Consider the following 23,383-nt stretch of genomic DNA (forward strand, 5'->3'; position numbering starts at 1 on the left):
CATTGTTCAGGAACTGGACAAATTATTAAAGAAAAATGTACGACATGTCACGGTTCAGGTAAAGTTCGTAAACGTAAAAAAATCAATGTTAAAATTCCAGCGGGTATCGATAATGGTCAACAAATTCGTGTGTCTGGAAAAGGTGAAGCCGGCGTAAATGGCGGACCAGCAGGAGACTTATATGTAGTCGTTCATGTAAGAAATCATGAATTCTTCGAGCGTGAAGGAGATCATATTATTTGCGAAATGCCATTAACATTTGCGCAAATGGCGCTTGGTGATGAAGTGGAAGTTCCTACTGTTCATGGTAAAGTGAAGCTGAAAATTCCAGCAGGAACACAAACAGGAACAGAATTCCGCCTAAAAGGAAAAGGTGCTCCGAACGTACGTGGATACGGTCAAGGAGATCAATATGTAGTCGTTCGCGTTGTTGTACCGACGAAATTGACTTCACAGCAAAAAGATTTATTACGTGAATTTGCAGGACAAGAAGAGCAGGATGATAGTTTATTCGGAAAGCTTAAACGTGCTTTCAAAGGGGAATAATGGAAATAAAAAATGGAGTTGGTAAATTGTGAAATGGTCAGAAATTAGTATTCATACAACAGAAGAAGCAGTAGAAGCTGTCTCTCATATTTTACATGAAGCTGGTGCTAGCGGAGTTGCGATTGAGGATCCAGCGGAGTTAACGAAAGAGCGCGAGCAACAATATGGTGAAATTTATGCATTGAATCCAGATGAATATCCGGCGGAAGGTGTATTAATAAAAGCATATTTCCCGCAAACGGATTCTTTACATGAAACGATTGCAGGTGTAAAATCATCTATTGATGTGCTTCCATCTTACGACATTGAAATTGGTACTGGAAATATTACCGTTAACGAAGTCAATGAAGAAGATTGGGCTACTGCTTGGAAAAAATATTACCATCCAGTACAAATTTCTGATACATTCACAATCGTACCGACGTGGGAAGAATATACACCATCTTCTCCTGATGAAAAAATCATTGAATTAGACCCAGGTATGGCGTTTGGTACAGGAACTCATCCAACAACAACGATGTGTATTCGTGCTTTAGAAAAAACAGTACAGCCAGGTGACGCTATCATTGATGTAGGAACAGGTTCTGGTGTGCTTAGTATTGCAGCGGCAAAATTAGGTGCGTCTTCTGTTCAAGCATATGATTTAGATCCGGTTGCAGTTGAAAGTGCAGAAATGAATGTGCGTTTAAATAAAACAGATGATATCGTGTCTGTTGGGCAAAATAGTCTTTTAGAAGGTATTGAAGGTCCTGTTGATTTAATCGTAGCTAACTTATTAGCAGAAATTATTCTTTTATTCCCTGAAGATGCAGCGAGAGTTGTGAAGTCAGGTGGATTATTTATTACATCGGGCATTATTGCTGCGAAGGAAAAAGTAATTTCTGAGGCGTTAGAACAAGCTGGATTTACAATTGAAGAAGTTTTACGAATGGAAGATTGGGTAGCAATTATTGCACGAAATGCGTAATATAGATTTTAGTCTATAATGAAAAGGGGAGTCTCTCACTATAAGGTGAGGGACTTGCCGTTTGTTATATGAAAAATGATAATGTTTCGTTCTTTTCGTAAGTGTTGACTTACGAAAGGAACGAAACTCTACTAAGGTGATTATATGCAACGTTATTTTGTAGAAGAAAAACATGTAAGTGAAGCAAAAATTCGCATTGTAGGTGATGATGTACATCACATTGCGAGAGTAATGCGTATGACAGCTGGCGATCAAATTTATTGCTGTGTAAACGGAAAAACAGCAGTATGTTCAATTGATGAAATTACCAGTGAATTTATTAATACGGCTATTGTAGAATGGGTAGAGGCGTCAAGTGAACTTCCTGTTTTCTTGACGATTGCAAGTGGACTGCCAAAAGGAGACAAGCTAGAGTTGATTTTTCAAAAAGGAACTGAGCTTGGGGCAGCTGCATTCTTACCATTTCAAGCATCTCGCTCTATCGTAAAATGGGATGCGAAAAAAGCTGATAAAAAAGTTGAGCGTTTAAGAAAAATTGTGAAAGAAGCTGCGGAACAATCACATAGAAGTGAAATTCCGGAAGTACATGCTCCGGCATCATTTAAGCAACTGCTTACAATGAGTGGTGAGTATGATGTTTGTCTTGTTGCTTACGAAGAGGAAGCGAAACAAGGCGAGAAATCTAATTTTGCGAAAGCTTTAACGACAATGAAACCAGGTCAAAAGCTATTGATTGTATTTGGCCCAGAAGGCGGTTTAGCTGAGGAAGAGATTACAGCGCTTCGTGAACATAAATTTGTACCATGTAGTTTAGGACCAAGAATTTTAAGAACAGAAACGGCGCCGTTATACGCGTTAAGTGCTGCTTCGTATCATTTTGAATTGATGGGGTGATGATCAATGTCAACTGTTGCGTTCCATACGTTAGGTTGTAAAGTAAACCACTATGAAACAGAAGCCATTTGGCAATTGTTTAAACAAGGTGGTTATGAAAGAACAGAATATGAAAAGAAAGCTGATGTTTATGTTATTAACACATGTACAGTAACGAATACTGGGGACAAAAAAAGCCGTCAAGTAATCAGACGTGCTGTGCGTCAAAATCCAGATGCAGTTATTTGCGTAACGGGATGTTATGCACAAACATCTCCAGCTGAAATTATGGCGATTCCAGGTGTAGATATTGTAGTTGGTACACAGGATCGTGAAAAGATGTTAGGTTACATCGAAGAATTCCGTAAAGAGCGTCAACCAATTAATGCTGTCCGCAATATTATGAAAACACGTGTGTACGAAGAACTTGATGTACCTTATTTCACGGATCGTACACGTGCGTCTTTAAAAATACAAGAGGGTTGCAATAACTTCTGTACATTCTGTATCATTCCTTGGGCGCGTGGTTTAATGCGTTCTCGTGATGGAAAAGAGGTTATTAAACAAGCACAACAATTAGTGGATGCAGGCTATAAAGAAATCGTATTAACGGGTATTCATACAGGTGGATACGGCGAAGATATAAAAGATTATAACTTAGCTGGATTACTTCGTGATATGGAAGCGGAAGTAGGCGGATTAAAACGTCTTCGTATTTCTTCTATTGAAGCGAGTCAAATTTCAGATGAAGTAATTGAAGTGTTAGATAAATCTGAAGTAGTTGTACGTCACTTGCATATTCCGTTGCAATCTGGTTCTAATACTGTATTAAAACGTATGCGTCGTAAATATACGATGGAATTCTTCCAAGAGCGTTTAGATCGTTTGAAAGAAGCGTTACCAGGCCTTGCGATTACATCTGACGTAATCGTTGGTTTCCCAGGTGAAACAGAAGAAGAATTCATGGAAACATACAATTTCATTAAAGAGAACCGCTTCTCTGAGTTACACGTGTTCCCTTATTCAAAACGTACAGGAACACCTGCAGCACGCATGGAAGATCAAGTTCCTGAAGATGTGAAGAACGATCGTGTTCATCGTTTAATTGAGCTATCTAATCAATTAGCGAAAGAATATGCATCAGCGTTTGAAGGTGAAGTGCTTGAAATCATTCCAGAAGAGCAATTTAAAGACGGCGACCGTGAAGGGTTATATGTAGGGTATACAGATAACTACTTGAAAATTGTATTTGAAGGATCAGAAGAATTAATTGGTAAGCTAGTGAAAGTGAAAATTACGAAGGCTGGCTATCCATATAACGAAGCGCAATTTGTTCGTGTTCTTGAAGATGATGTGAAAAAAGAATCAGCAAGCGCATAAAAAAGAGCGTGCAACCGGAAATGGTTTGCATGCTTTCTTTATTTGAAGCGGTTAAGTACTAGAAGGTAGGGAGGCGTTTCGTGCATCCCTGTATGAAAAAAGTTGAAATGATAAAAATATAGTTGTCTTCATGAAAGAAGGATACTAGATATTTGTATAACTTTTGAAAAGGAAATGCTTCTATTCTTCTTTTATTCTGCCAAATAGTTGACCTAAAGTGATAAAATGTATTATAATCGTAAAAGACATGCTGAAGAAGTGTTTCTTTTTGCATGCTGAAGTTAGTATGTAAGTGTGATGTTTCGGAGGGAGGGAAAGAGAATGTCAAAAACAGTCGTTCGTAAAAACGAGTCTTTGGAGGATGCACTTCGCCGTTTTAAAAGATCGGTTTCTAAAACTGGTACACTTGCTGAAGCAAGAAAGCGCGAGTTTTATGAAAAACCAAGTGTAAAACGTAAGAAGAAATCTGAAGCGGCAAGAAAGCGTAAATTCTAAGAGAGGGTGTAAGTTATGAGTCTTCTCGGTCGTTTAAACGATGATATGAAACAAGCGATGAAGAATAAACAAAAAGAAAAATTAACCGTTATTCGTATGGTTAAGGCTGCTTTACAAAATGAAGGTATTAAACTGCAACATACTCTTACTGAAGAAGAGGAAGTAACAGTTTTAGCTCGTGAAGTAAAACAGTATAAGGACTCCCTCCTTGAATTTAAAAAAGCTGGTCGTGAAGACCTTGTTAATAAACTGCAAAGTGAAATTCAGATTTTAAGCGCATATTTGCCAGAGCAATTAACTGAAGAAGAACTAGTTGATGTAATCAAACAAGTTATTTCTGAAGTTGGTGCGACTTCTAAAGCAGATATGGGTAAGGTGATGACTGCTGTTATGCCGAAAGTAAAAGGTAAAACAGACGGATCACTTGTGAATAAGTTGGTTATCCAGCTATTAGCATAAAAAAACGTCTCATTTCGTATGAGACGTTTTTTTATTGTTCTTATTAAGGAAAAACACTATATTGCTTAAAAAGCGTTTCTGTAAGTGATAGAAACGCCTCTGGTATGTAAAAAAGGGTAACGGCCTTAGTTATGATTAATCCCACCATAAAAAAAGCTTTTTCGTTTTCTTAATTTCTTCGACTAACTCCTCAATGCTTTCTGTTCCTTGTTCCACTATATCTGGACAAAATTCATACATTTCTTGCGCGAAAGATTGCATTTCGGCGTCTGTAGGTAACACGCTAAAAATGGTATCAACCCAGTCATAATCTGCACTGATTATGATAAAAGGATAGCGATCATTCCATTTTCTTAGTTTAAAAATAACATCTTTATTGCTAACTTCGTAATTAACGCCATTTGTTGGTTGGATTGCAAGGATATCAAATTGGCCATTTCCTTGTATACTTCCAATGCTACACTTACTCTTACTTCCTTGACTAAAACTTCTTTCACAAATAAAAGCTAAGTATGGGGGGCTGAAGCTCAGATTGAAGTTTTATAACTTGCTGTTCAGCATAATCTTCAAAGGTAACGACAGAGACTCCAGCTATTTTAGATTTTGAATCAGTTGCATAGAAGGGCTAGATGCTACTGTCAGTGACTTGTTTTATAACATTCAAAATTTCTTGACTAAATCCAATTTCCTTTCGTATTTCCTCGCTTATTAATTCATTTTTTTGTTTTTTAGTGAATCCTAATATTTTTTGAAATTCATATAACAACTACCTATAAAGTATTCTTACTTACAACGTAAAATTTAGAGTGGAGCAATTTCTTTTTCGAATTTTATTTCATTTGTCTAATGAATGACAACTACTTATTCTATGGTCAGTATGTCACGCCCAGAACAAATTGTAACAGGGTTTTTCAAGTTTCTAACTTCTCGCTAGGCTCAATTTCTTCATGCAACTTGTACTGATATCCCCTAGGGGCGCATATTCTTGTATTAATACTTCTATTATTAAGGATCACATCCTCTGATCCATCATTGTCCCGATAAATATGATTTCATATAGCGACTGTTTTATTAACATGATATGAACTCTTACAGAATATAGTTATGTTAGTGAAGTCGTTATAACACGATAGGCACTTGTGAAGAAATACATATATGGGATGAGAGGGGGGTCTTTCGAGATGAAGAAATTAGAACAAATGAAAAATTGGTTAACAAAACAAGTAGACCTACCAGTGGATGTATTAATGGATCTACCTCGGATTACTCTTGTTGGGCAAATACATATTTATATAGAAAATCATCGGGGACTATTAGTGTTTTCAGATAAAGAAGTGCGATTGCTTTTAAAACACGGTCAATTACTAATTAAAGGACAATCCTTTGTTATTAAAACGATTCTTCCAGAAGAGCTTTTGCTCGAAGGGATAATTGAGCAAGTAACATTTTTAGAAAATGAAAAAAAAGGTGATTGAAGTGAAACTTCCATTAGTGAAGTTTTTCTTCTTTATCCTGTAAAAGTTTCGTTGATAGAGATCGATTACAGTTTTACTTTGTTTCATTTTAGTACGAGCTATTTTAATGCTTCAAATCTACTTTTAGAAAGGTAGTGAAGGTGGTAAATGAAAAATAAATGGTTTATAAAGTGGCTTGGATATGTAAAAGTGCGAATTGAAGGTAGAGGAGCGGAACGGTTTGTTAATGAATGTGTACGGAGGAATTTATTAGTTTGGGATGTTAAGAAGATAGCTGATGAAACGTTAGTTTTTTGTATGTTGTTACGCGATGTGAAAAAAATAAAACCAATTTATAGAAAAAATGAATGTAAATTATACTTTATTGGACGTTATGGTTTTCCTTTTTGGAATAAGCGTTTAATTAAAAACAGTGGATTTTTAATTGGGTTTTTAATTTTCTTTTTTGGCGTGATTGCAATGTCCAATATGGTTTGGAAAATTGAAATTACAGGAGCAAAACCTGAAACAGAATATATATTGATGAAAGAATTGGATAAAATGGGTATTAAAAAAGGAAAACTACAGTTTCAAATGCCGAATGTAGAAGATGTACAACGTCATTTGACAGATAATATTAATGCCATTACTTGGGCGGGATTAGAAGTAAGAGGAACGACGTATCATTTTAAAATTGTTGAAAAAAACGAACCGAAAAAAGAAAAGGAACAAATGCCGCAAAATTTAGTAGCAAAAAAAGAAGCGATTATTACAAAAACGTTTGTAGAAGTTGGAAAGCCGGTTGTACTGAAAAATGATCATGTGGAAAAAGGGCAGATTCTCGTATCGGGAATATATGGTAATGAGGAAAGTCCAACGATTGTTTCAGCGAAAGGTATTGTGTATGGCGAAACGTGGTATACATCTAAGGTGGATGTCCCGTTAAAGACGCAATTCCAAGTGTATACTGGTAATGTATACAATGAACATTTTCTTAAATTTGGGGGTACGAAAATAAAAATATGGGGATTTCAACATGATAAGTATAAACGCTCTCGTACTGAAAGCGTAAAGCATGATGTGAAATTATTTGGTTTTACACTGCCGATTGCATATGAAAAAGATGTTGTGAGAGAAGAGGAAGAAGCGAACCGAGAATATACAGAAAAGCAAGCGCTGAAAGTAGCGAAAGAGATGGCCGAAAAAGAACTAAAGAAAAAATTGGATGAACATGCTATGATTGTAAGTGATAAGATTTTGAGTAAAGAGGTTGAGGCGGATCAACTAAAAGTCACATTGCATTATACTGTGATTGAAAATATTGCAGAGCCACAACCAATATCCGAATCCGATATTCAAGGAGACTGAGTAATGGCAGAACAATTAGTAGAAATGAACCAACAATTGGAAAATACTAACGAAGCAATCGCTCTTTTTGGAGTCAATGATGCGCATTTAAAAGTAATTGAACGAGAACTGAATGTATCGATCGTAACTAGAGGAGAAACTGTTCATGTATCTGGGGCAGTTGAAACGGTGACACTCGTAGAAAAAATCTTACAGCAATTACTTGTTGTAATTCGTAAAAGTATATCAATTTCAGAGAGAGATGTTGCGTATGCAATTCAGCTCGCACAACAAGGGAAAGTTGCTCAATTTGAAGAGTTATATGAAGAAGAAATTTTCAAGACTGCAAAAGGTAAATCCATTCGTGTAAAAACAATGGGGCAAAGACGATATATTCATGCAATGAAGAAGAATGATATTGTCTTTGGGATAGGGCCTGCAGGAACTGGAAAAACATACTTAGCCGTAGTAATGGCTGTGAGAGCTTTAAAACAAGGATATGTAAAGAAAATCATTCTAACAAGACCTGCTGTAGAAGCTGGAGAAAATTTAGGTTTTTTACCAGGGGATTTGAAAGAGAAGGTAGATCCATACTTACGCCCATTATATGATGCCTTACATGATATTCTTGGACAAGAATATACGCAGCGTATGATGGAACGAGGAGTAATTGAAATCGCGCCGCTTGCTTATATGAGGGGGCGTACGCTTGATGATTCATTTGTTATTTTAGATGAGGCTCAAAATACAACGGGTGCTCAAATAAAAATGTTTTTAACAAGATTAGGTTTTAGTTCTAAAATGGTTATTACAGGGGACCCTTCACAAGTAGACTTGCCAAAAGGGGTAAAATCAGGGCTATCTATAGCTGCTAATATTTTATCTGGTGTATCAGGTCTGTCATTTATTACATTAGAACAAACAGACGTTGTCAGACATCCATTGGTGCAACGTATTATTGAGGCATATGATAAAATGGAATGATCCTATTTGTCAGGATCATTTCTTTTTGTATGATAAGGTTGGCGAACGGCATATTTTTTACTATCATGAAAGATAAGGAAAATAAACTATAGGTACTGGTGTATAAAATGTTACCTCAAAGTATCGTTGGGTAGAAGAAATGAAAGCTATAAATAGTTTCACTTTATTTCTGGAGAGGAGAAGGTATTGAAATCATGTCAAGATCTCAAGAAATTTCTAAGTGGTTTCGTAATTTACAACATTCGAAAAAACTAAGTTGGATTTCTTACGTTGTATTAGGAGCAGTGCTGTTTTTTGCGCTTATGAATAATGTAAAACCAGAGCAATTAGATGTTAACATGTATTCTATTGCGAAAAAGACAATCCATTCTCCTATAAAAATTGAAGATAAAGTTACAACGGATAAAAAGAAAAAAGAAGCCTCTACAAAAGTTGAAGATCAATATACATATAAAAGTGAGTATAAACAAAATAAAGTTGATATTGTGAATGACGTCTTTGCTAAAGTGGATGAAGTGGTGCAAGAGATTAAAGCTGTTGGACCGGATGATCAAAAAAAGATGACTGATGCTGAGAAAGTGGACAAGTTAAAAAAGAAACTACCCGCTGACTTAACGAAAGAATTATCTGATTCAAACTTACTGAATTTGATTAATGCAGATTCGAGCCAATTAGTATTAGCGAAAGATGCTGCGGTCACAGCGATTAATAGTATCATGACTGAGCACATTAAAATGGACGAATTGAAAGATGCGAAAGAACGATATGTAAGTGAGATGAATAGTGTTAATGTTGATAATGGTTTAAAAGAGTCAATTAAGGCGCTAGGAAGATATGCAATTTCAGCGAATTATTTTTATGACCCGATCTTAACGAAAGAGAAGAGAAAAGCAGAGGAAGATTTAGTTCCACCTGTTTATATTCTTCAAGGACAAGTTCTCGTTAGAGAAGGTGAAACAATTTCAAGTGATGTGTATAATCAGTTGAAATTAGTTGGCTTGTTAGAAAAAGGGAACGGTTTTCAACCTTATGTTGGATTAGCGGTACTCATTGGTGTGTTACTATACTTTATGCATAAACAATTTGAATTATTTTTAAAGAGAAAAAGAGAAGATAGACCGTATGTTTTAGCGTATATCACAATTTTGTCTATCACAATCGTTTTAATGAAAATCATTAGTTTGTTTCAAAAACTTGAATATGCAGGGATTGCATATGTTGTCCCGGTTGCGATGGGAACAATACTTGTGAAATTAATGATTGGTGATCGATTTGTCTTTTTAACGAGTATGATTTTTTCTGTATGCGGAAGTATTATGTTTAATGAAGGAGTAACGAGTACATTAAATTATAGTGTAGGGATTTACGTATTGTTAAGTTCATTATCGGTTAGTATTTTCTTGAGAGAAAAAAATCGTCGTACAATGATTTTACAAGCTGGTATACTCGTTTCTGTATTAAATGTAGTCGTATTGGCGGCGCTCTTATTATTACGTAATGGGAATTTTTCGCCTCTTGAAATTGGTACGCAATTATTAATGGCTTCACTTTCAGGGATTATATCATCCGTTTTGGCTATGGGGATTTTACCATATTTAGAAAGTGGACTTGGAATCGTATCAAGTATGAAGCTTATGGAACTATCAAGTCCAAATCATCCGCTTTTACGCAGAATTTTGTTAGAAGCGCCAGGGACATATCATCATAGTGTAATGGTAGCGAATCTTTCTGAAGCTGCTTGCGAAGCAGTCGGGGCAAATGGTGTATTAGCGCGTGTAGGGGCATATTATCATGATGTAGGAAAAACAGTACAACCACAATTCTTTATTGAAAACCAAATGGGGATTGAAAACCCGCATGATAAATTAGATCCTGTAACGAGTAAAGATATTATAATTGCTCACGTAACGGATGGAGTAAGAATGCTCGAAGAATATCATATTCCACAAGAAATTATTGATATCGCTGGGCAACATCACGGTACAACGTTACTGAAATATTTTTATTATAAAGCGATTAAAGAAGATAAAGAAAAATATACAGAAGAGATGTTCCGTTATCCGGGTTCAAAAGCAACTTCGAAGGAATCGGCAATTGTTGGTATTGCTGATAGTGTAGAAGCTGCGGTACGTTCTATGAATCACCCAACGCCAGAACAAATTAATAATTTAGTGCAAAGCATTATTAAAGATCGATTGCAAGACGGTCAATTTAGTGAATGTGATTTGACGTTTAAGGAACTACAAATCGTTGGGAAAACGTTATGTGAAACGTTAAATGGTATTTTCCATTCGCGTATTACATATCCGGAAATTCCGGAAGAAAAGGAGAAAGAATGAGTTTGTTAATTGATTTTATTGATGAAACAGAAGAAGTAAAAGAAGCGTATATGAGTTTAATTCGTGAAGTGTTAGAAAAGGCAGCTCAAATGGAAAATATCGAGGATGGCGCGGAGGTATCGGTGACATTTGTAGATAATGAGCGCATTAGAGAAATTAATCGTGATTACCGAGATAAAGATCAACCTACAGATGTAATATCCTTTGCCATGGAAGAGATGGGAGAAGGGGAAATGGAGATTGTTGGTGCAGAGATGCCGCGCATGTTAGGTGATCTTATTATCTCTATTCCAAGGGCGAAAGAGCAGGCTGAAGAGTACGGCCATTCTTTCGATCGTGAACTTGGATTTTTGGCGTTACATGGCTTTTTACATTTGCTTGGTTATGATCACATGACAGAAGAAGAAGAAAAAGAAATGTTCGGAAGACAAAAAGAAATTTTAGAAGCTTTTGGATTAGGACGATGAAAAAAGGAAAACTTATAGATAGTTTTGGATATGCTATAGCTGGTATGTTCTTTTGTCTTCGTCATGAACGAAATATGAAAATTCATTATTTAGCCGCAGTCATTGTTATATGCTGCGGCTTTTATTTCCATATTACGAAAATAGAGTGGATGATATTACTTATTGTAATAGGGAGTGTAATGAGTTTAGAAATGGTAAATACGGCTGTAGAAAAAACAGTAGATTTAGCGACTGCTGATATTCATCCGTTTGCAAAAATTGCAAAGGATGTTGCAGCAGGAGCGGTTTTATTGTTTGCAATTATAGCTGTTATAATTGGTGCTATTATCTTTTTACCGTATATGGTATAGTTGCATTCCGAAGCTTTTATTAAGCTTTGGAAGTGCCGTAAGGGCCTTTAATGAGAGAGTGTATCTCTTCATAGCTGTGAACAGGAAGGATGCGGGAATATGAATAGTAAACAATTAATTTTAGAAGCAATCGAAGCGCGTAAACAAGCGTACGTACCATATTCTAAATTTCAAGTAGGTGCAGCATTATTAACGAGCGATGGAAAAGTATATCGTGGATGTAATGTTGAGAATGCATCATATGGCTTATGTAATTGTGCTGAAAGAACAGCTTTATTTAAGGCGGTTTCTGAAGGAGATAAAGAATTTGTAGCCATTGCGGTTGTAGCAGATACAAAGCGTCCAGTACCTCCTTGTGGAGCATGTCGACAAGTTATGGTAGAATTATGTAAACAGGATACGAAAGTATACTTATCAAATTTACATGGTGACGTTCAAGAGACGACAGTCGGAGAATTGTTACCAGGAGCATTTTTAGCGGAGGATTTACATGAATAGAAAAGGTTATAAATCAGGTTTTGTCTCTATTATTGGCAGACCGAATGTTGGAAAATCTACATTTTTAAACCGTATTATCGGCCAGAAAATTGCTATTATGAGTGATAAGCCACAAACAACTCGTAATAAAATTCAAGGTGTATATACAGAAAATGATTCACAAGTTATTTTCATTGATACACCAGGAATACATAAACCTAAACATAAATTAGGCGACTTCATGGTAAAGATGGCTCAAACGACATTGAAAGAAGTTGATATTGTTCTGTTTATGGTCAATGCAGTTGAAGGATTTGGTCGTGGTGAGGAATTCATCATTGAGAAATTAAAAGAAACGAAACAACCAGTATTTTTAGTAATTAATAAAATTGACCAACTTCATCCAGAACAATTACTAGAGTTAATTGATCAATATCGTAAACTACATGAGTTTGCAGAGATTGTACCAATTTCTGCGTTAGACGGTAATAATGTGGATGCTTTAATTGGAACAATTAAAAAGTATTTACCAGAAGGACCACAATACTATCCAGATAATCAAGTAACGGATCATCCGGAGAGATTTATTATTGCGGAGCTTATTCGTGAGAAAGTACTACATTTAACACGTGAAGAAGTGCCGCATTCTGTGGCTGTTGTTATCGATGCGATTCAAAAGCGTGAGGGCGGCGCAGTTTATATAAATGCAACGATTGTTGTTGAACGTGCATCGCAAAAAGGAATCATCATCGGAAAACAAGGGAAAATGTTAAAAGAAGTTGGTAAGCGAGCTCGTTTTGATATTGAAGCGCTACTTGGTTCTAAAGTATTTTTAGAAGTATGGGTAAAAGTGCAAAAAGATTGGCGTAACAAGCTGTCACAGCTTCGAGACCTTGGTTTCCGTGAAGACGAGTATTAAAATATAGTAAAGCTGTAATCAGTGGATGGTTTGTTCATCCGCTGATTATTGGTTTTTATGAACTTTGATAAATTAGGAAAAATTTTTCTCACATGAAAATGGACAAAATGGGTCAATTTAATAACAACAAAGGAAATTGGTTTATAGGCTACGCTTATTGAGAAAGGTGGATTCTTATGCTAGATTTTACCTGGAAGTTTTTCTCCAAAACAGGAAGCATTGAAACGTACTTGCTTTTGAAAGAAATGGAAAAAGACGTAAACGATGAGATGGATCAACATGAAGAGGAGCTAGCACATCTAGACTCTCCAATTTCTTGACCCGTTTTGTTCAAACCTTGGATGGTGACGAACATGTTTCAAAAAGTTGAGGGCATCGTTATCCGTACGACAGATTACGGAGAAACGAACAAGATTGTTACAATATTCTCAAGAGAACTTGGTAAGATAAGTGCAATGGCAAGAGGGGCAAAAAAACCGAAAAGCCGGTTAGCATCTGTGTCGCAATTAATGACACATGGCCATTTTCTTATTCAAATGGGATCAGGGCTTGGAACATTGCAACAAGGCGAGATTATTTCAACTATGAAAGAAATTCGCGAGGATATATTTTTAACTGCTTATGCATCATTTATTGTTGAGTTAACTGATAAAGCAACAGAAGATAAAAAACATAATCCGTATTTATTTGAAATGTTATATCAAACGTTGCATTATATGTGTGAGGGTGTTGATTCAGAAGTATTATCATTAATTTATCAAACGAAAATGCTTCCGGTATTAGGGATGCGCCCGTACTTTGATACATGTGCGATTTGTCATCAAGAAACAGACTTTGTCGCCTTCTCCGTCAGGGAAGGCGGTTTTCTGTGCTCACGTCATGCAGAGCAAGACCCATATCGTATACCGGTAGGAGAAGCTGTTCATAAATTATTACGTCTTTTCTTCCATTTCGATTTACATAGGCTCGGAAATGTATCGGTAAAGGATAGCACAAAAAAACAAATGCGTTTAGTATTGAATACATATTATGATGAATATTGCGGAATTTATTTGAAATCAAGACGTTTCTTAGAACAACTTGATAAGTTTCAAATATAATTTTGGGCCGTATACGGTCCTTTTTACATACTTTCTTTTTCGAATAGCATATTTAGTATATAATATTTAAGAGATAGTATAACTTTTTTCGTTGTGCATTAAAGGTGGTGATTATCATAGAGCTGAATAAACGGCAAGAACATATCATTCAGATTGTAAAAGATCACGGTCCTATTACAGGGGAATCAATTGCAGCGCAATTGGGTCTAACACGTGCGACGCTAAGACCAGACTTAGCAATTTTAACGATGGCTGGTTATTTAGAAGCACGTCCACGTGTAGGTTATTTTTATACGGGTAAAACTGGGGGACAGCTATTATCTGAAGCTGTTAAGAAAATTAAAGTACAAGATTATCAATCTAGACCGGTTGTAATTGATAAAAATGTTTCCGTATACGATGCAATTTGTACGATGTTTTTAGAGGACGTTGGTACATTGTTCGTTGTAGATCAGATGACTCTATTAGTTGGGGTTGTGTCTCGTAAAGATTTATTAAGAGCGAGCTTAGGAAAGCAGGATTTAACCTCTCTTCCGGTTAATATTATCATGACAAGGATGCCAAACATTGCGATGTGTCGTAGAGAGGATTCTTTATATGATATTGCGATGGAATTAATAGAAAGACAGATTGATGCAATGCCAGTTGTAAAAGATACGAAACAAGGTTTAGAAGTGATTGGGCGAATTACAAAAACAAATATTACACGTGCGTTTGTAAATTTAGTAAATAACGAATAAGTGTAATTTGTTTAAAGTGAGGTAATGTAATGGATAATAAAATCGTATATGTCGTATCTGACTCTGTAGGGGAAACGGCTGATTTGGTTGTTCGAGCAGCAATGGGGCAATTCCCGTTTGCTCCTGATATTAGACGTGTACCGTATGTAGAAGATACAGGGACATTAAAAGAAGTGATTTCGATTGCTAAGAGTAATCAAGCACTTATATGTTTTACGTTAGTTAAGCCTGATATGCGCCAGTATTTAGTGACGGAGGCTGCAAGAGAAGGGGTAGAGGCATACGATATTATCGGCCCTCTTATTGATCAAATTGAAGAAATTACGGGGCAAGTGCCGAGGTATGAGCCAGGTGTTGTCCGTAGGTTAGATGAAGAATACTTTAAAAAAATTGAAGCGATTGAGTTTGCTGTGAAGTATGATGACGGCAGAGATGCAAGAGGTATTTTAAAAGCAGATATCGTGTTGATTGGTGTTTCGCGTACATCAAAAACACCACTTTCTCAATATTTAGCTCATAACAAACGCTTGAAAGTTGCGAATGTACCACTCGTACCAGAAGTTGACCCACCTGAAGAACTATATCAAGTGGCAAAAGAAAAATGTTTCGGTTTGAAAATTACGCCAGATAAGTTAAATCATATTCGAAAAGAACGATTAAAATCACTTGGATTAAGTGATGGAGCAACGTATGCAAATATTAATCGTATTCAAGAAGAAATTGATCACTTTGAGGAAGTAATTAGTAAAATAAATTGCCAAGTAATCGATGTATCCAATAAAGCGATTGAAGAAACAGCAAATATTATTGTGAATGCAGTGCAAAACCAAAAAATGTTTTAGCACATTTACCAAAGGTGAATGTGCTTTTTTCGCTCTGGTGAAATATGATATCTATGGATTTTGTAATAGATTGTAGTGTAATGGTTATACTTATACTCCTTTGTCTTTTAGTATATTCAAGGTGTGAGTTTGTCATCCTGAAATGTAAGATGAAAAAATAAAGGGATATGTAGCGTAGTTGAAGAAAATATATTATAATAAAAAATTGTGATAAAAACCTATATTTTACGTTTAGACTTTAATTTTTCAGAATAAACTAGGGATAGGATTTACGAAAAAGACATGTAATTACGTTAAATCGACAAAATCTATACAAGAAAACGCACATTATGGAAGGATTCACAGAAGGGATGTAGAATACAGAAATATGCAAAACATCAACAACATATTAGTTGGTATAGATGCATGTCCCGTGAAGAATGAAATTGTGCAAGTTGGAGCGGAATTTCATGTCGGAATTTTGTTTGTCGCATCATATGCTCATCCTTTAAGGAAATAGCAAGGCAATTGGATCTTTGTAGATACTGAACAAAATGGAGTTGATTGTTATATGGATCAACATGAAAAAGCTACAGATCTCAAGATCAAACAGTATATGTGACTTGCTACTGTTCTTGTAAAAAGGTGTATATGTATTGTTTCTAAGAGGTACATTTGTAACAGATGAGCAAATGTATACAATTTTATATAGCAGGTATGTATCTGCGATTTATGCAGATAAAGGACCTATAGGAAAGGTTCAAAACCGTTTATACAATGTAATCGGCAACACTTTCTAACAAGTTTAGAAAAATATTGTCGAATTATAAAGGAATTTTTTAATTTATATCGAATACAAAATACGACACGGAGATGGAGTTATGGGGAACAGAATTCCCGAAGAAGTTGTTGAACAGATTCGGACATCATCCGATATTGTAGAAGTAATTGGTGAATACGTTCAACTTAGAAAACAGGGGCGTAACTATTTCGGCCTTTGTCCATTTCATGGTGAGAATTCTCCTTCATTCTCTGTTTCATCTGATAAGCAAATTTTTCATTGCTTCGGATGTGGAGAAGGCGGAAATGTATTTTCATTTCTAATGAAAATGGAAGGACTGGCTTTTACCGAGGCTGTTCAAAAGCTAGGCGAAAGAAATGGAATTGCGGTTGCGGAGTACACATCAGGGCAAGGACAACAAGAAGACATATCTGATGACACTGTCATCATGCAACAAGCTCATGAATTATTGAAAAAGTATTATCATCATTTATTAGTAAATACGGAAGAGGGAAATGAAGCACTTTCATATTTATTAAACCGTGGTATTACGAAAGAGATGATTGAGAAGTTTGAAATTGGTTATGCATCACCTGCTTGGGATGCAGCGACGAAAATTTTACAAAAAAGAGGTTTATCGCTGTCTAGTATGGAACAAGCTGGCCTTCTAATAAGAAGTGAGAAGGATGGTAGTCATTACGATCGCTTCCGTGGAAGAGTTATGTTCCCGATCTATACGTTACAAGGTAAGGTGATAGCGTTTAGTGGAAGGGCGTTAGGAGATGACACTCCAAAATATTTAAATAGCCCGGAAACGCCGATTTTTCACAAAAGTAAATTGTTGTATAACTTCCACCAAGCAAGACCGTTTATTAGAAAGCGTGGGCAAGTGGTTCTTTTTGAAGGATATGCCGATGTACTAGCTGCGGTAAAAAGTGGCGTGGAAGAAGCCGTTGCGACAATGGGAACGGCTTTAACTGAAGAACAAGCAAAACTTCTGCGACGTAACGTTGAAACTGTTGTTCTTTGCTATGATGGTGATAAAGCAGGGCGAGAAGCGACGATGAAAGCAGGGCAATTATTGCTAAAAGTTGGTTGCCAAGTGAAAGTCACATCCTTGCCAGATAAGCTTGATCCTGATGAATATGTGCAACAATATGGGACTACCGCTTTTGAAAATCTTGTGAAATCAAGTGTGAGTTTTGTTGGTTTTAAAATAAATTATTTGCGTTTAGGGAAAAATTTGCAAGATGAGTCTGGCAAAGAAGAATATGTGAAAAGTGTTTTAAAAGAGTTATCGTTGTTACAAGATGCGATGCAGGCAGAGTCATATTTGAAGTCATTATCGCAAGAATTTTCGTATTCAATGGAAACACTTTTGAATCAATTGCACCAATATCGCAAAGAACAAAAGGTACAGCAAAAACAAATAAAGCAGGTTGCTAAACCGTCTCAAGTCGTTCAAACAAAACCGAAGTTAACAGGTTTTGAAAGAGCGGAAAGAGAAATTATTTACCATATGTTGCAAAGTGCAGAAGTAGCTGTTCGTATGGAATCCCATATAGAAGATTTTCATACAGAAGAACATAAAGGGATTTTATATGAACTATACGCATATTATGAAAAGGGAAATGAACCTTCAGTCGGAACATTTTTAAGTTGGCTCTCTGATGAAAAGTTGAAAAATATTATCACTGATATTTCGACGGATGAATTTATTAATCCAGAATACACAGAAGAAGTGTTGCAAGGCCATTTGGAGACGCTTAGACGCCATCAGGAAAAACTTGAAAAGATGGAGATCATCTTTAAAGTGAAACAAATGGAAAAAACAGATCCTGTAGAGGCTGCTAAATATTATGTAGCATATTTACAAAATCAAAAAGCGAGAAAATAGCTTTTTTGATAAAGTTTTAGTATAATGAATGTTTGTATCTCGCGTAAGGAGGGGAACAGATGGCTGACAAACCAGCTCGTTCTAAACAAATTGAAACTGAAATGACCCTTGAGCAAGTGAAAGAGCAACTCACTGAGCTCGGAAAAAAACGTGGCGTTCTTACATATGAAGAGATTGCAGAACGCATGAATGGATTTGAAATTGAATCCGATCAAATGGATGAATACTATGAATATTTAGGTGAACAAGGCATTGACTTAGTTGGTGATAATGACAACGAAGAAGGCCCTAATAATCGCCAAATTACAAAAACAGAAGAAGAGTTTGACCTCAATGATTTAAGTGTACCACCTGGGGTTAAAATCAACGATCCTGTTCGTATGTATTTAAAAGAAATTGGTCGTGTAGACTTACTATCTGCAGAAGAAGAAATTCGACTTGCAACGCGTATTGAAGAAGGCGATGAAGAAGCGAAACGTCGTCTTGCAGAAGCAAACTTACGTCTTGTAGTAAGTATTGCAAAGCGCTACGTAGGCCGTGGTATGCTTTTCTTAGACTTAATTCAAGAAGGTAATATGGGTCTAATTAAAGCTGTTGAAAAGTTCGATTATCGTAAAGGTTTCAAATTTAGTACGTATGCAACTTGGTGGATTCGCCAAGCTATTACACGTGCCATTGCAGACCAAGCGCGAACAATTCGTATTCCAGTTCATATGGTTGAAACGATTAATAAGTTAATTCGTGTACAACGTCAATTATTACAAGATTTAGGTCGCGAACCGTCTCCTGAAGAGATTGGTGAAGAAATGGATCTTGCTCCAGAAAAAGTACGTGAAATCTTAAAAATTGCACAGGAGCCAGTTTCTCTTGAAACACCAATTGGTGAAGAAGATGACTCCCATTTAGGTGACTTTATTGAAGACCAAGAAGCAACATCGCCTGCGGACCATGCAGCCTATGAATTGCTAAAAGAACAATTAGAAGATGTGTTAGATACACTAACAGATCGTGAAGAAAATGTTCTGCGTCTTCGTTTCGGTTTAGATGATGGACGAACTCGTACGCTTGAAGAAGTTGGGAAAGTATTCGGCGTAACGAGAGAGCGTATCCGTCAAATTGAAGCAAAAGCACTTCGCAAATTAAGACATCCAAGTCGTAGTAAGCGTCTTAAGGATTTCTTAGAATAGGTTATTTTTTAAGTTTACTTCACCTTTGTGAAGTAAACTTTTTTATTTTGTTAATTTTTGTTAAAATTTAGCTATCGGCAACGATTACAATTTCTTGTAATTTATTTTACAGAATTGTCTTTTGATTTGCAAATGCTCATTTTTCGATTTTTCGATTAATTTTGTTTATTCTATACAAAAATATATGTAGAAAAGCGAAAAATATGATGAGAAACGTTAATAATTATCGAAATAATAAGCTATATGACAATAAAAAACAATAAACTGAATTTATGGAATATTTTTAACAAGTAGTAGTTTACTCTTTTCTGATAGAGCGTTTTCAAGTACAATGGAAATGACTGAATCATCTAACTATTTAGGGGTATAGAGGGGGGAGAAGAGATATGAAACGTAATCCGCTGATTCCGTTCGCTCTTATTGCAGCATTAGGTATTATCGTTATGTTTGTATTTTCATTTCAGGGGCTAAATAAATCTAAAGAGTTAGCTGATGCAAAAAATGGCGGGAAGCCAGCACAAACAGCATCAAAACCAGAGGATATTGTGAAGCAAAGCTGTACGAGCTGCCACGGTGATCAGTTACAAGGGGCGGTAGGACCTAACTTACAAAAAATTGGTGGGAAACTTTCAAAGGATGAAATTAAAGAAATTCTTTCGAAAGGAAAGGGCAATATGCCTGCCAATATAGTTCCAGCTGATCAAGCCACTAAAGTAGCTGATTGGTTATCGAAGAAAAAATAAAGTCCCGTATGACAAGCCTTTTGCTTATGCAAAGGGCTTGTTTTTCTATATTTTCTAAAATACGATGAATGATATAGAAGTGAATTGTTGTTATGGGCTTGCAACAACTACTATAAATTCATTATCATGGAGACAGACTGACAAGAGAAGGAGTAATGGAAATACATGAATGAAGTAAAGCTTTCAAAACGATTAGAAGAAGTTGTGCGTGAAATACCAGTAGGATCTACAGTTGCTGATATTGGATCGGATCATGCGTATTTACCGTGTTATACAATTATAAATAATATTGCTACAAAAGCAGTTGCAGGAGAAGTTGTAGATGGACCATTTCGTTCTGCACAAGCAACTGTAGCTGAAAGTGGCTTACAAGATAAAGTAGATGTACGTAAAGGGAATGGATTAGCTGTTATCGCGCCAGGAGAAGTAGATGTTATTACGGTTGCTGGAATGGGCGGAGCGTTAATTCGTGACATTTTAGAAAGTGGTAAAGAAAAATTAGAAGGTGTAACACGTTTAATTTTACAGCCGAATATTGCAGCACATCATATTCGTGAATGGTTTGTTGAAAATGGTTGGGAGCTTATCCATGAAAAAATCGTAAAAGAAGATGGGAAAATTTACGAGATTTTAGTAGGAGAGCGAGGAAATGTCGAAGCACCTTACTCGGAAAATAAACAAGCGGGATTGTTTATGGGGCCATTTCTAATAAAAGAGAAAAATGAAGCTTTTGGTGAGAAATGGGAAGGGGAATTGAAAAACTTCCAAAATATTTTAAAACAGTTAGAACGTGCGGCTAATTCTGAAGAAACAAAAGCGAAACGTGCAGAAGTAGAAGCGAAAATGAAAATGATAGGGGAGATTTTATCATGAGTAAAATTCCAAACGGCCATGAAATTATTTCTTTATTTGAAAGTATGTATCCGAAGCATTTGGCGATGGAAGGAGATAAAATTGGTCTGCAGATTGGAGCGCTTAATAAATCTGTACAACACGTATTGATTGCGTTAGATGTAACGAAGGAAGTTGTGGAGGAAGCGATTCAATTAGGAGCGAATGTCATTATCGCGCATCATCCTTTAATTTTTAATCCGTTAAAAGCGATTCATACAGATAAAGCGTACGGAAGAATTATTGAAACGTGTATTAAAAATGATATTGCCATTTATGCAGCGCATACAAATGTGGATGTTGCCAAGGGCGGAGTAAATGATTTACTTGCTGAGGCGTTAGGGTTGCAAAATACAGAAGTTCTAGCACCAACATATGCGGAAGAAATGAAAAAAGTTGTTGTGTTTGTGCCAGTAACTCATGCAGAAGAAGTACGAAAAGCATTAGGAGACGCAGGTGCTGGTCATATCGGCAATTATAGCCACTGTACGTTTAGTAGCGAGGGTACAGGTACGTTTGTACCTCAAGAGGGGACAAATCCTTATGTAGGGGAAACTGGACAGTTAGAGCGCGTAGAAGAAGTGCGAATCGAAACGATTATTCCAGTTTCACTACAACGAAAAGTGATTAAAGCGATGGTAACGGCACATCCATATGAAGAAGTAGCGTATGATGTGTATCCACTTGATAACAAAGGCGAAACATTAGGGCTTGGGAAAATAGGATACTTAAAAGAAGAAATGACACTTGGACAGTTTGCAGAACATGTAAAGCAATCATTAGATGTAAAGGGTGCACGAGTTGTTGGGAAATTAGATGATAAAGTGCGCAAAGTAGCTGTACTTGGTGGTGATGGTAACAAATACATCAATCAAGCTAAATTTAAAGGAGCGGATGTATATGTAACAGGTGACATGTATTATCATGTTGCTCATGATGCGATGATGCTCGGTTTAAATATAGTTGACCCAGGACATAACGTTGAAAAAGTAATGAAGCAAGGTGTGCAAAAGCAATTACAAGAAAAAGTGGATGCAAAGAAACTCAATGTACACATTCATGCTTCGCAATTACATACAGATCCATTTACATTTGTATAAGAAAAATAAAAACCGTTGCTCATATAGGCAACGGTTTTTATTATTGTTCTTTTTTCACTTTTACACGAGGTAATATTTTTTGTAACGGTACTTTTCGAACTCTCTCCCATGTAGCGGGATTCATTGGGTCATATTGATCTAAGAAAGCGATAACTTCTTTTGTAATTGGAGTTGGAGTAGAAGCACCTGCTGTAACAGCTACGTTTTCTACACCTTGTAGCCACTCTAATTGGATTTCGCTTACATCAGCAACTCGATATGCTTTTGTACCTGCGATTTCTTGTGATACTTGTGCTAAGCGATTTGAATTGTTACTTTTCGGATCACCAACAACAATTGTTAAGTCTGCAACATCAGCTTGTTTAGCGACAGCTTCTTGGCGAACTTGGGTTGCTAAACAAATTTCTTTATGGAATTCTGCTGTTGGGAATTTTTTTTGAATGTCCTCCATCAAATGTTGAACATCCCATTGACTCATTGTTGTTTGATTCGTTACTAAAATTTTATCTGTTGGGATTTCTAATGTTTTTAAATCATCGGCTCTTTCGATAAGGTGAACGATGTCAGGTGCAATACCGACTGCGCCTTCTGGCTCTGGATGATTTTTTTTACCGATATAAATGACATGATACCCTTCCGCTTTCTTAGCTTCGATAAGGTCATGCGTCTTGGTAACATCTGGACAAGTGGCATCGATTGTTGTTAAACCTTTTTCTTTTGCGCGTTGTTTAACTTCTGGAGAAACACCGTGTGCAGTGAAAATAACAGTACCAGAATCAATTTTATCTAAAATTTCTAAGCGACTTGGACCGTCTAATGTGATGATTCCATCTTCTTCAAAAGCGTCTGTAACATGTTTATTGTGAACAATCATACCTAAAATATAAATGGGTCTCGGCAATGATTTATCTAATGCGGCATTACGTGCAATTACCATTGCATCGACAACACCGTAGCAATAACCACGAGGGGAAATTTTAACAATTTTCATATGAGTAATCCTCTCCTTCTAAACAAGGGATACTTTTGTGCATAGTCTTTTACATTATAAAGGAGGAGTGGATAG

At 36.3% G+C, this 23,383-nt stretch carries 24 protein-coding genes and 2 pseudogenes; 24 read left to right on the forward strand and 2 right to left on the reverse strand.

Annotated features, from left to right (window positions below):
* The 6 genes and pseudogenes from dnaJ to MR160_RS05445 form a co-directional block, all read left to right on the forward strand.
* Nucleotides 1-546 (forward strand): annotated as a pseudogene (gene dnaJ, locus MR160_RS05420) (chaperone protein DnaJ); the annotation flags it as partial.
* 28 nt (nucleotides 547-574) lie between these two features.
* Nucleotides 575-1,513 (forward strand): 50S ribosomal protein L11 methyltransferase, encoded by a 939-nt coding sequence (prmA, locus tag MR160_RS05425; protein ID WP_000872098.1) that lies wholly within the window; start codon nucleotides 575-577, stop codon nucleotides 1,511-1,513.
* 144 nt (nucleotides 1,514-1,657) lie between these two features.
* Nucleotides 1,658-2,407 carry a 16S rRNA (uracil(1498)-N(3))-methyltransferase gene (locus tag MR160_RS05430; RefSeq protein ID WP_242297097.1) on the forward strand — a complete coding sequence of 250 codons (750 nt, stop codon included), beginning with the start codon at nucleotides 1,658-1,660 and terminating at the stop codon, nucleotides 2,405-2,407.
* Nucleotides 2,408-2,413: 6 nt separating this feature from the next.
* Nucleotides 2,414-3,766 carry a tRNA (N(6)-L-threonylcarbamoyladenosine(37)-C(2))-methylthiotransferase MtaB gene (gene mtaB / locus MR160_RS05435; RefSeq protein WP_000108679.1) on the forward strand — a complete coding sequence of 451 codons (1,353 nt, stop codon included), beginning with the start codon at nucleotides 2,414-2,416 and terminating at the stop codon, nucleotides 3,764-3,766.
* A 321-nt stretch (nucleotides 3,767-4,087) separates the two neighbouring features.
* Nucleotides 4,088-4,261 (forward strand): 30S ribosomal protein S21, encoded by a 174-nt coding sequence (gene rpsU, locus MR160_RS05440; protein WP_000048061.1) that lies wholly within the window; start codon nucleotides 4,088-4,090, stop codon nucleotides 4,259-4,261.
* A 15-nt stretch (nucleotides 4,262-4,276) separates the two neighbouring features.
* Nucleotides 4,277-4,720 (forward strand): GatB/YqeY domain-containing protein, encoded by a 444-nt coding sequence (locus tag MR160_RS05445; RefSeq protein ID WP_000054582.1) that lies wholly within the window; start codon nucleotides 4,277-4,279, stop codon nucleotides 4,718-4,720.
* Nucleotides 4,721-4,855: 135 nt separating this feature from the next.
* Here MR160_RS05445 and MR160_RS35065 read toward each other — a convergent pair.
* A pseudogene (locus tag MR160_RS35065) lies at nucleotides 4,856-5,486 on the reverse strand (DUF4253 domain-containing protein).
* A 415-nt stretch (nucleotides 5,487-5,901) separates the two neighbouring features.
* Between MR160_RS35065 and yqfC the strand changes: the two are divergent.
* From yqfC to MR160_RS05540, 18 genes are all read left to right on the forward strand, one after another.
* A complete protein-coding gene (gene yqfC, locus MR160_RS05455; RefSeq protein ID WP_000732269.1) occupies nucleotides 5,902-6,195 on the forward strand; it encodes a sporulation protein YqfC in 294 nt (97 codons plus the stop codon).
* Nucleotides 6,196-6,342: 147 nt separating this feature from the next.
* Nucleotides 6,343-7,542 carry a sporulation protein YqfD gene (gene yqfD, locus MR160_RS05460; RefSeq protein WP_000792496.1) on the forward strand — a complete coding sequence of 400 codons (1,200 nt, stop codon included), beginning with the start codon at nucleotides 6,343-6,345 and terminating at the stop codon, nucleotides 7,540-7,542.
* Between the two features lie 3 nt (nucleotides 7,543-7,545).
* The gene (locus tag MR160_RS05465) at nucleotides 7,546-8,505 is read left to right on the forward strand and encodes a PhoH family protein (protein WP_000840522.1); all 960 of its coding nucleotides are present in this window, start codon (nucleotides 7,546-7,548) and stop codon (nucleotides 8,503-8,505) included.
* 194 nt (nucleotides 8,506-8,699) lie between these two features.
* Nucleotides 8,700-10,844 (forward strand): HD family phosphohydrolase, encoded by a 2,145-nt coding sequence (locus tag MR160_RS05470; protein ID WP_000091515.1) that lies wholly within the window; start codon nucleotides 8,700-8,702, stop codon nucleotides 10,842-10,844.
* Entirely contained in the window at nucleotides 10,841-11,311 is a 471-nt protein-coding gene (gene ybeY / locus MR160_RS05475) for an rRNA maturation RNase YbeY (protein ID WP_000054680.1), read from the forward strand. The genes MR160_RS05470 and ybeY overlap by 4 nt, the downstream gene beginning before the upstream one ends.
* Nucleotides 11,308-11,661: a diacylglycerol kinase family protein gene (locus MR160_RS05480; RefSeq protein WP_000715475.1), complete on the forward strand. Its 354-nt coding sequence runs from the start codon at nucleotides 11,308-11,310 to the stop codon at nucleotides 11,659-11,661. The genes ybeY and MR160_RS05480 overlap by 4 nt, the downstream gene beginning before the upstream one ends.
* A gap of 99 nt (nucleotides 11,662-11,760) precedes the next feature.
* Entirely contained in the window at nucleotides 11,761-12,159 is a 399-nt protein-coding gene (locus MR160_RS05485) for a cytidine deaminase (protein ID WP_001086287.1), read from the forward strand.
* The gene (era, locus tag MR160_RS05490) at nucleotides 12,152-13,057 is read left to right on the forward strand and encodes a GTPase Era (protein ID WP_001080236.1); all 906 of its coding nucleotides are present in this window, start codon (nucleotides 12,152-12,154) and stop codon (nucleotides 13,055-13,057) included. The genes MR160_RS05485 and era overlap by 8 nt, the downstream gene beginning before the upstream one ends.
* A gap of 176 nt (nucleotides 13,058-13,233) precedes the next feature.
* A complete protein-coding gene (locus MR160_RS05495) occupies nucleotides 13,234-13,377 on the forward strand; it encodes a YqzL family protein (protein ID WP_000883924.1) in 144 nt (47 codons plus the stop codon).
* A 33-nt stretch (nucleotides 13,378-13,410) separates the two neighbouring features.
* Entirely contained in the window at nucleotides 13,411-14,157 is a 747-nt protein-coding gene (gene recO, locus MR160_RS05500; protein ID WP_000487007.1) for a DNA repair protein RecO, read from the forward strand.
* Nucleotides 14,158-14,264: 107 nt separating this feature from the next.
* A complete protein-coding gene (gene ccpN, locus MR160_RS05505; protein WP_000583756.1) occupies nucleotides 14,265-14,897 on the forward strand; it encodes a transcriptional regulator CcpN in 633 nt (210 codons plus the stop codon).
* A 29-nt stretch (nucleotides 14,898-14,926) separates the two neighbouring features.
* Nucleotides 14,927-15,739 carry a pyruvate, water dikinase regulatory protein gene (locus MR160_RS05510; RefSeq protein WP_000368949.1) on the forward strand — a complete coding sequence of 271 codons (813 nt, stop codon included), beginning with the start codon at nucleotides 14,927-14,929 and terminating at the stop codon, nucleotides 15,737-15,739.
* Between the two features lie 635 nt (nucleotides 15,740-16,374).
* A complete protein-coding gene (locus MR160_RS05515; RefSeq protein WP_000479749.1) occupies nucleotides 16,375-16,518 on the forward strand; it encodes a hypothetical protein in 144 nt (47 codons plus the stop codon).
* A gap of 81 nt (nucleotides 16,519-16,599) precedes the next feature.
* Nucleotides 16,600-18,396, forward strand: a complete 1,797-nt coding sequence (gene dnaG / locus MR160_RS05520; RefSeq protein ID WP_000528221.1) for a DNA primase — start codon at nucleotides 16,600-16,602, stop codon at nucleotides 18,394-18,396.
* A 59-nt stretch (nucleotides 18,397-18,455) separates the two neighbouring features.
* The gene (rpoD, locus tag MR160_RS05525; protein WP_000764066.1) at nucleotides 18,456-19,583 is read left to right on the forward strand and encodes an RNA polymerase sigma factor RpoD; all 1,128 of its coding nucleotides are present in this window, start codon (nucleotides 18,456-18,458) and stop codon (nucleotides 19,581-19,583) included.
* Between the two features lie 386 nt (nucleotides 19,584-19,969).
* A complete protein-coding gene (cccA, locus tag MR160_RS05530) occupies nucleotides 19,970-20,326 on the forward strand; it encodes a cytochrome c550 (protein ID WP_000828142.1) in 357 nt (118 codons plus the stop codon).
* Between the two features lie 165 nt (nucleotides 20,327-20,491).
* Nucleotides 20,492-21,199, forward strand: coding sequence for a tRNA (adenine(22)-N(1))-methyltransferase (locus tag MR160_RS05535; protein ID WP_001006546.1), 708 nt, complete (start codon nucleotides 20,492-20,494; stop codon nucleotides 21,197-21,199).
* Nucleotides 21,196-22,317: a Nif3-like dinuclear metal center hexameric protein gene (locus tag MR160_RS05540; RefSeq protein ID WP_000036249.1), complete on the forward strand. Its 1,122-nt coding sequence runs from the start codon at nucleotides 21,196-21,198 to the stop codon at nucleotides 22,315-22,317. Before MR160_RS05535 ends, MR160_RS05540 begins: the two co-directional genes overlap by 4 nt.
* Nucleotides 22,318-22,357: 40 nt before the next feature.
* Here MR160_RS05540 and MR160_RS05545 read toward each other — a convergent pair whose 3' ends face one another.
* Nucleotides 22,358-23,308 (reverse strand): 4-hydroxy-3-methylbut-2-enyl diphosphate reductase, encoded by a 951-nt coding sequence (locus MR160_RS05545; protein WP_000706658.1) that lies wholly within the window; start codon nucleotides 23,306-23,308, stop codon nucleotides 22,358-22,360.
* Nucleotides 23,309-23,383 lie beyond the last annotated feature (75 nt).

This window comes from Bacillus cereus group sp. BfR-BA-01382 (genome assembly GCF_022663475.1).
Classification (GTDB): domain Bacteria; phylum Bacillota; class Bacilli; order Bacillales; family Bacillaceae_G; genus Bacillus_A; species Bacillus_A thuringiensis_S.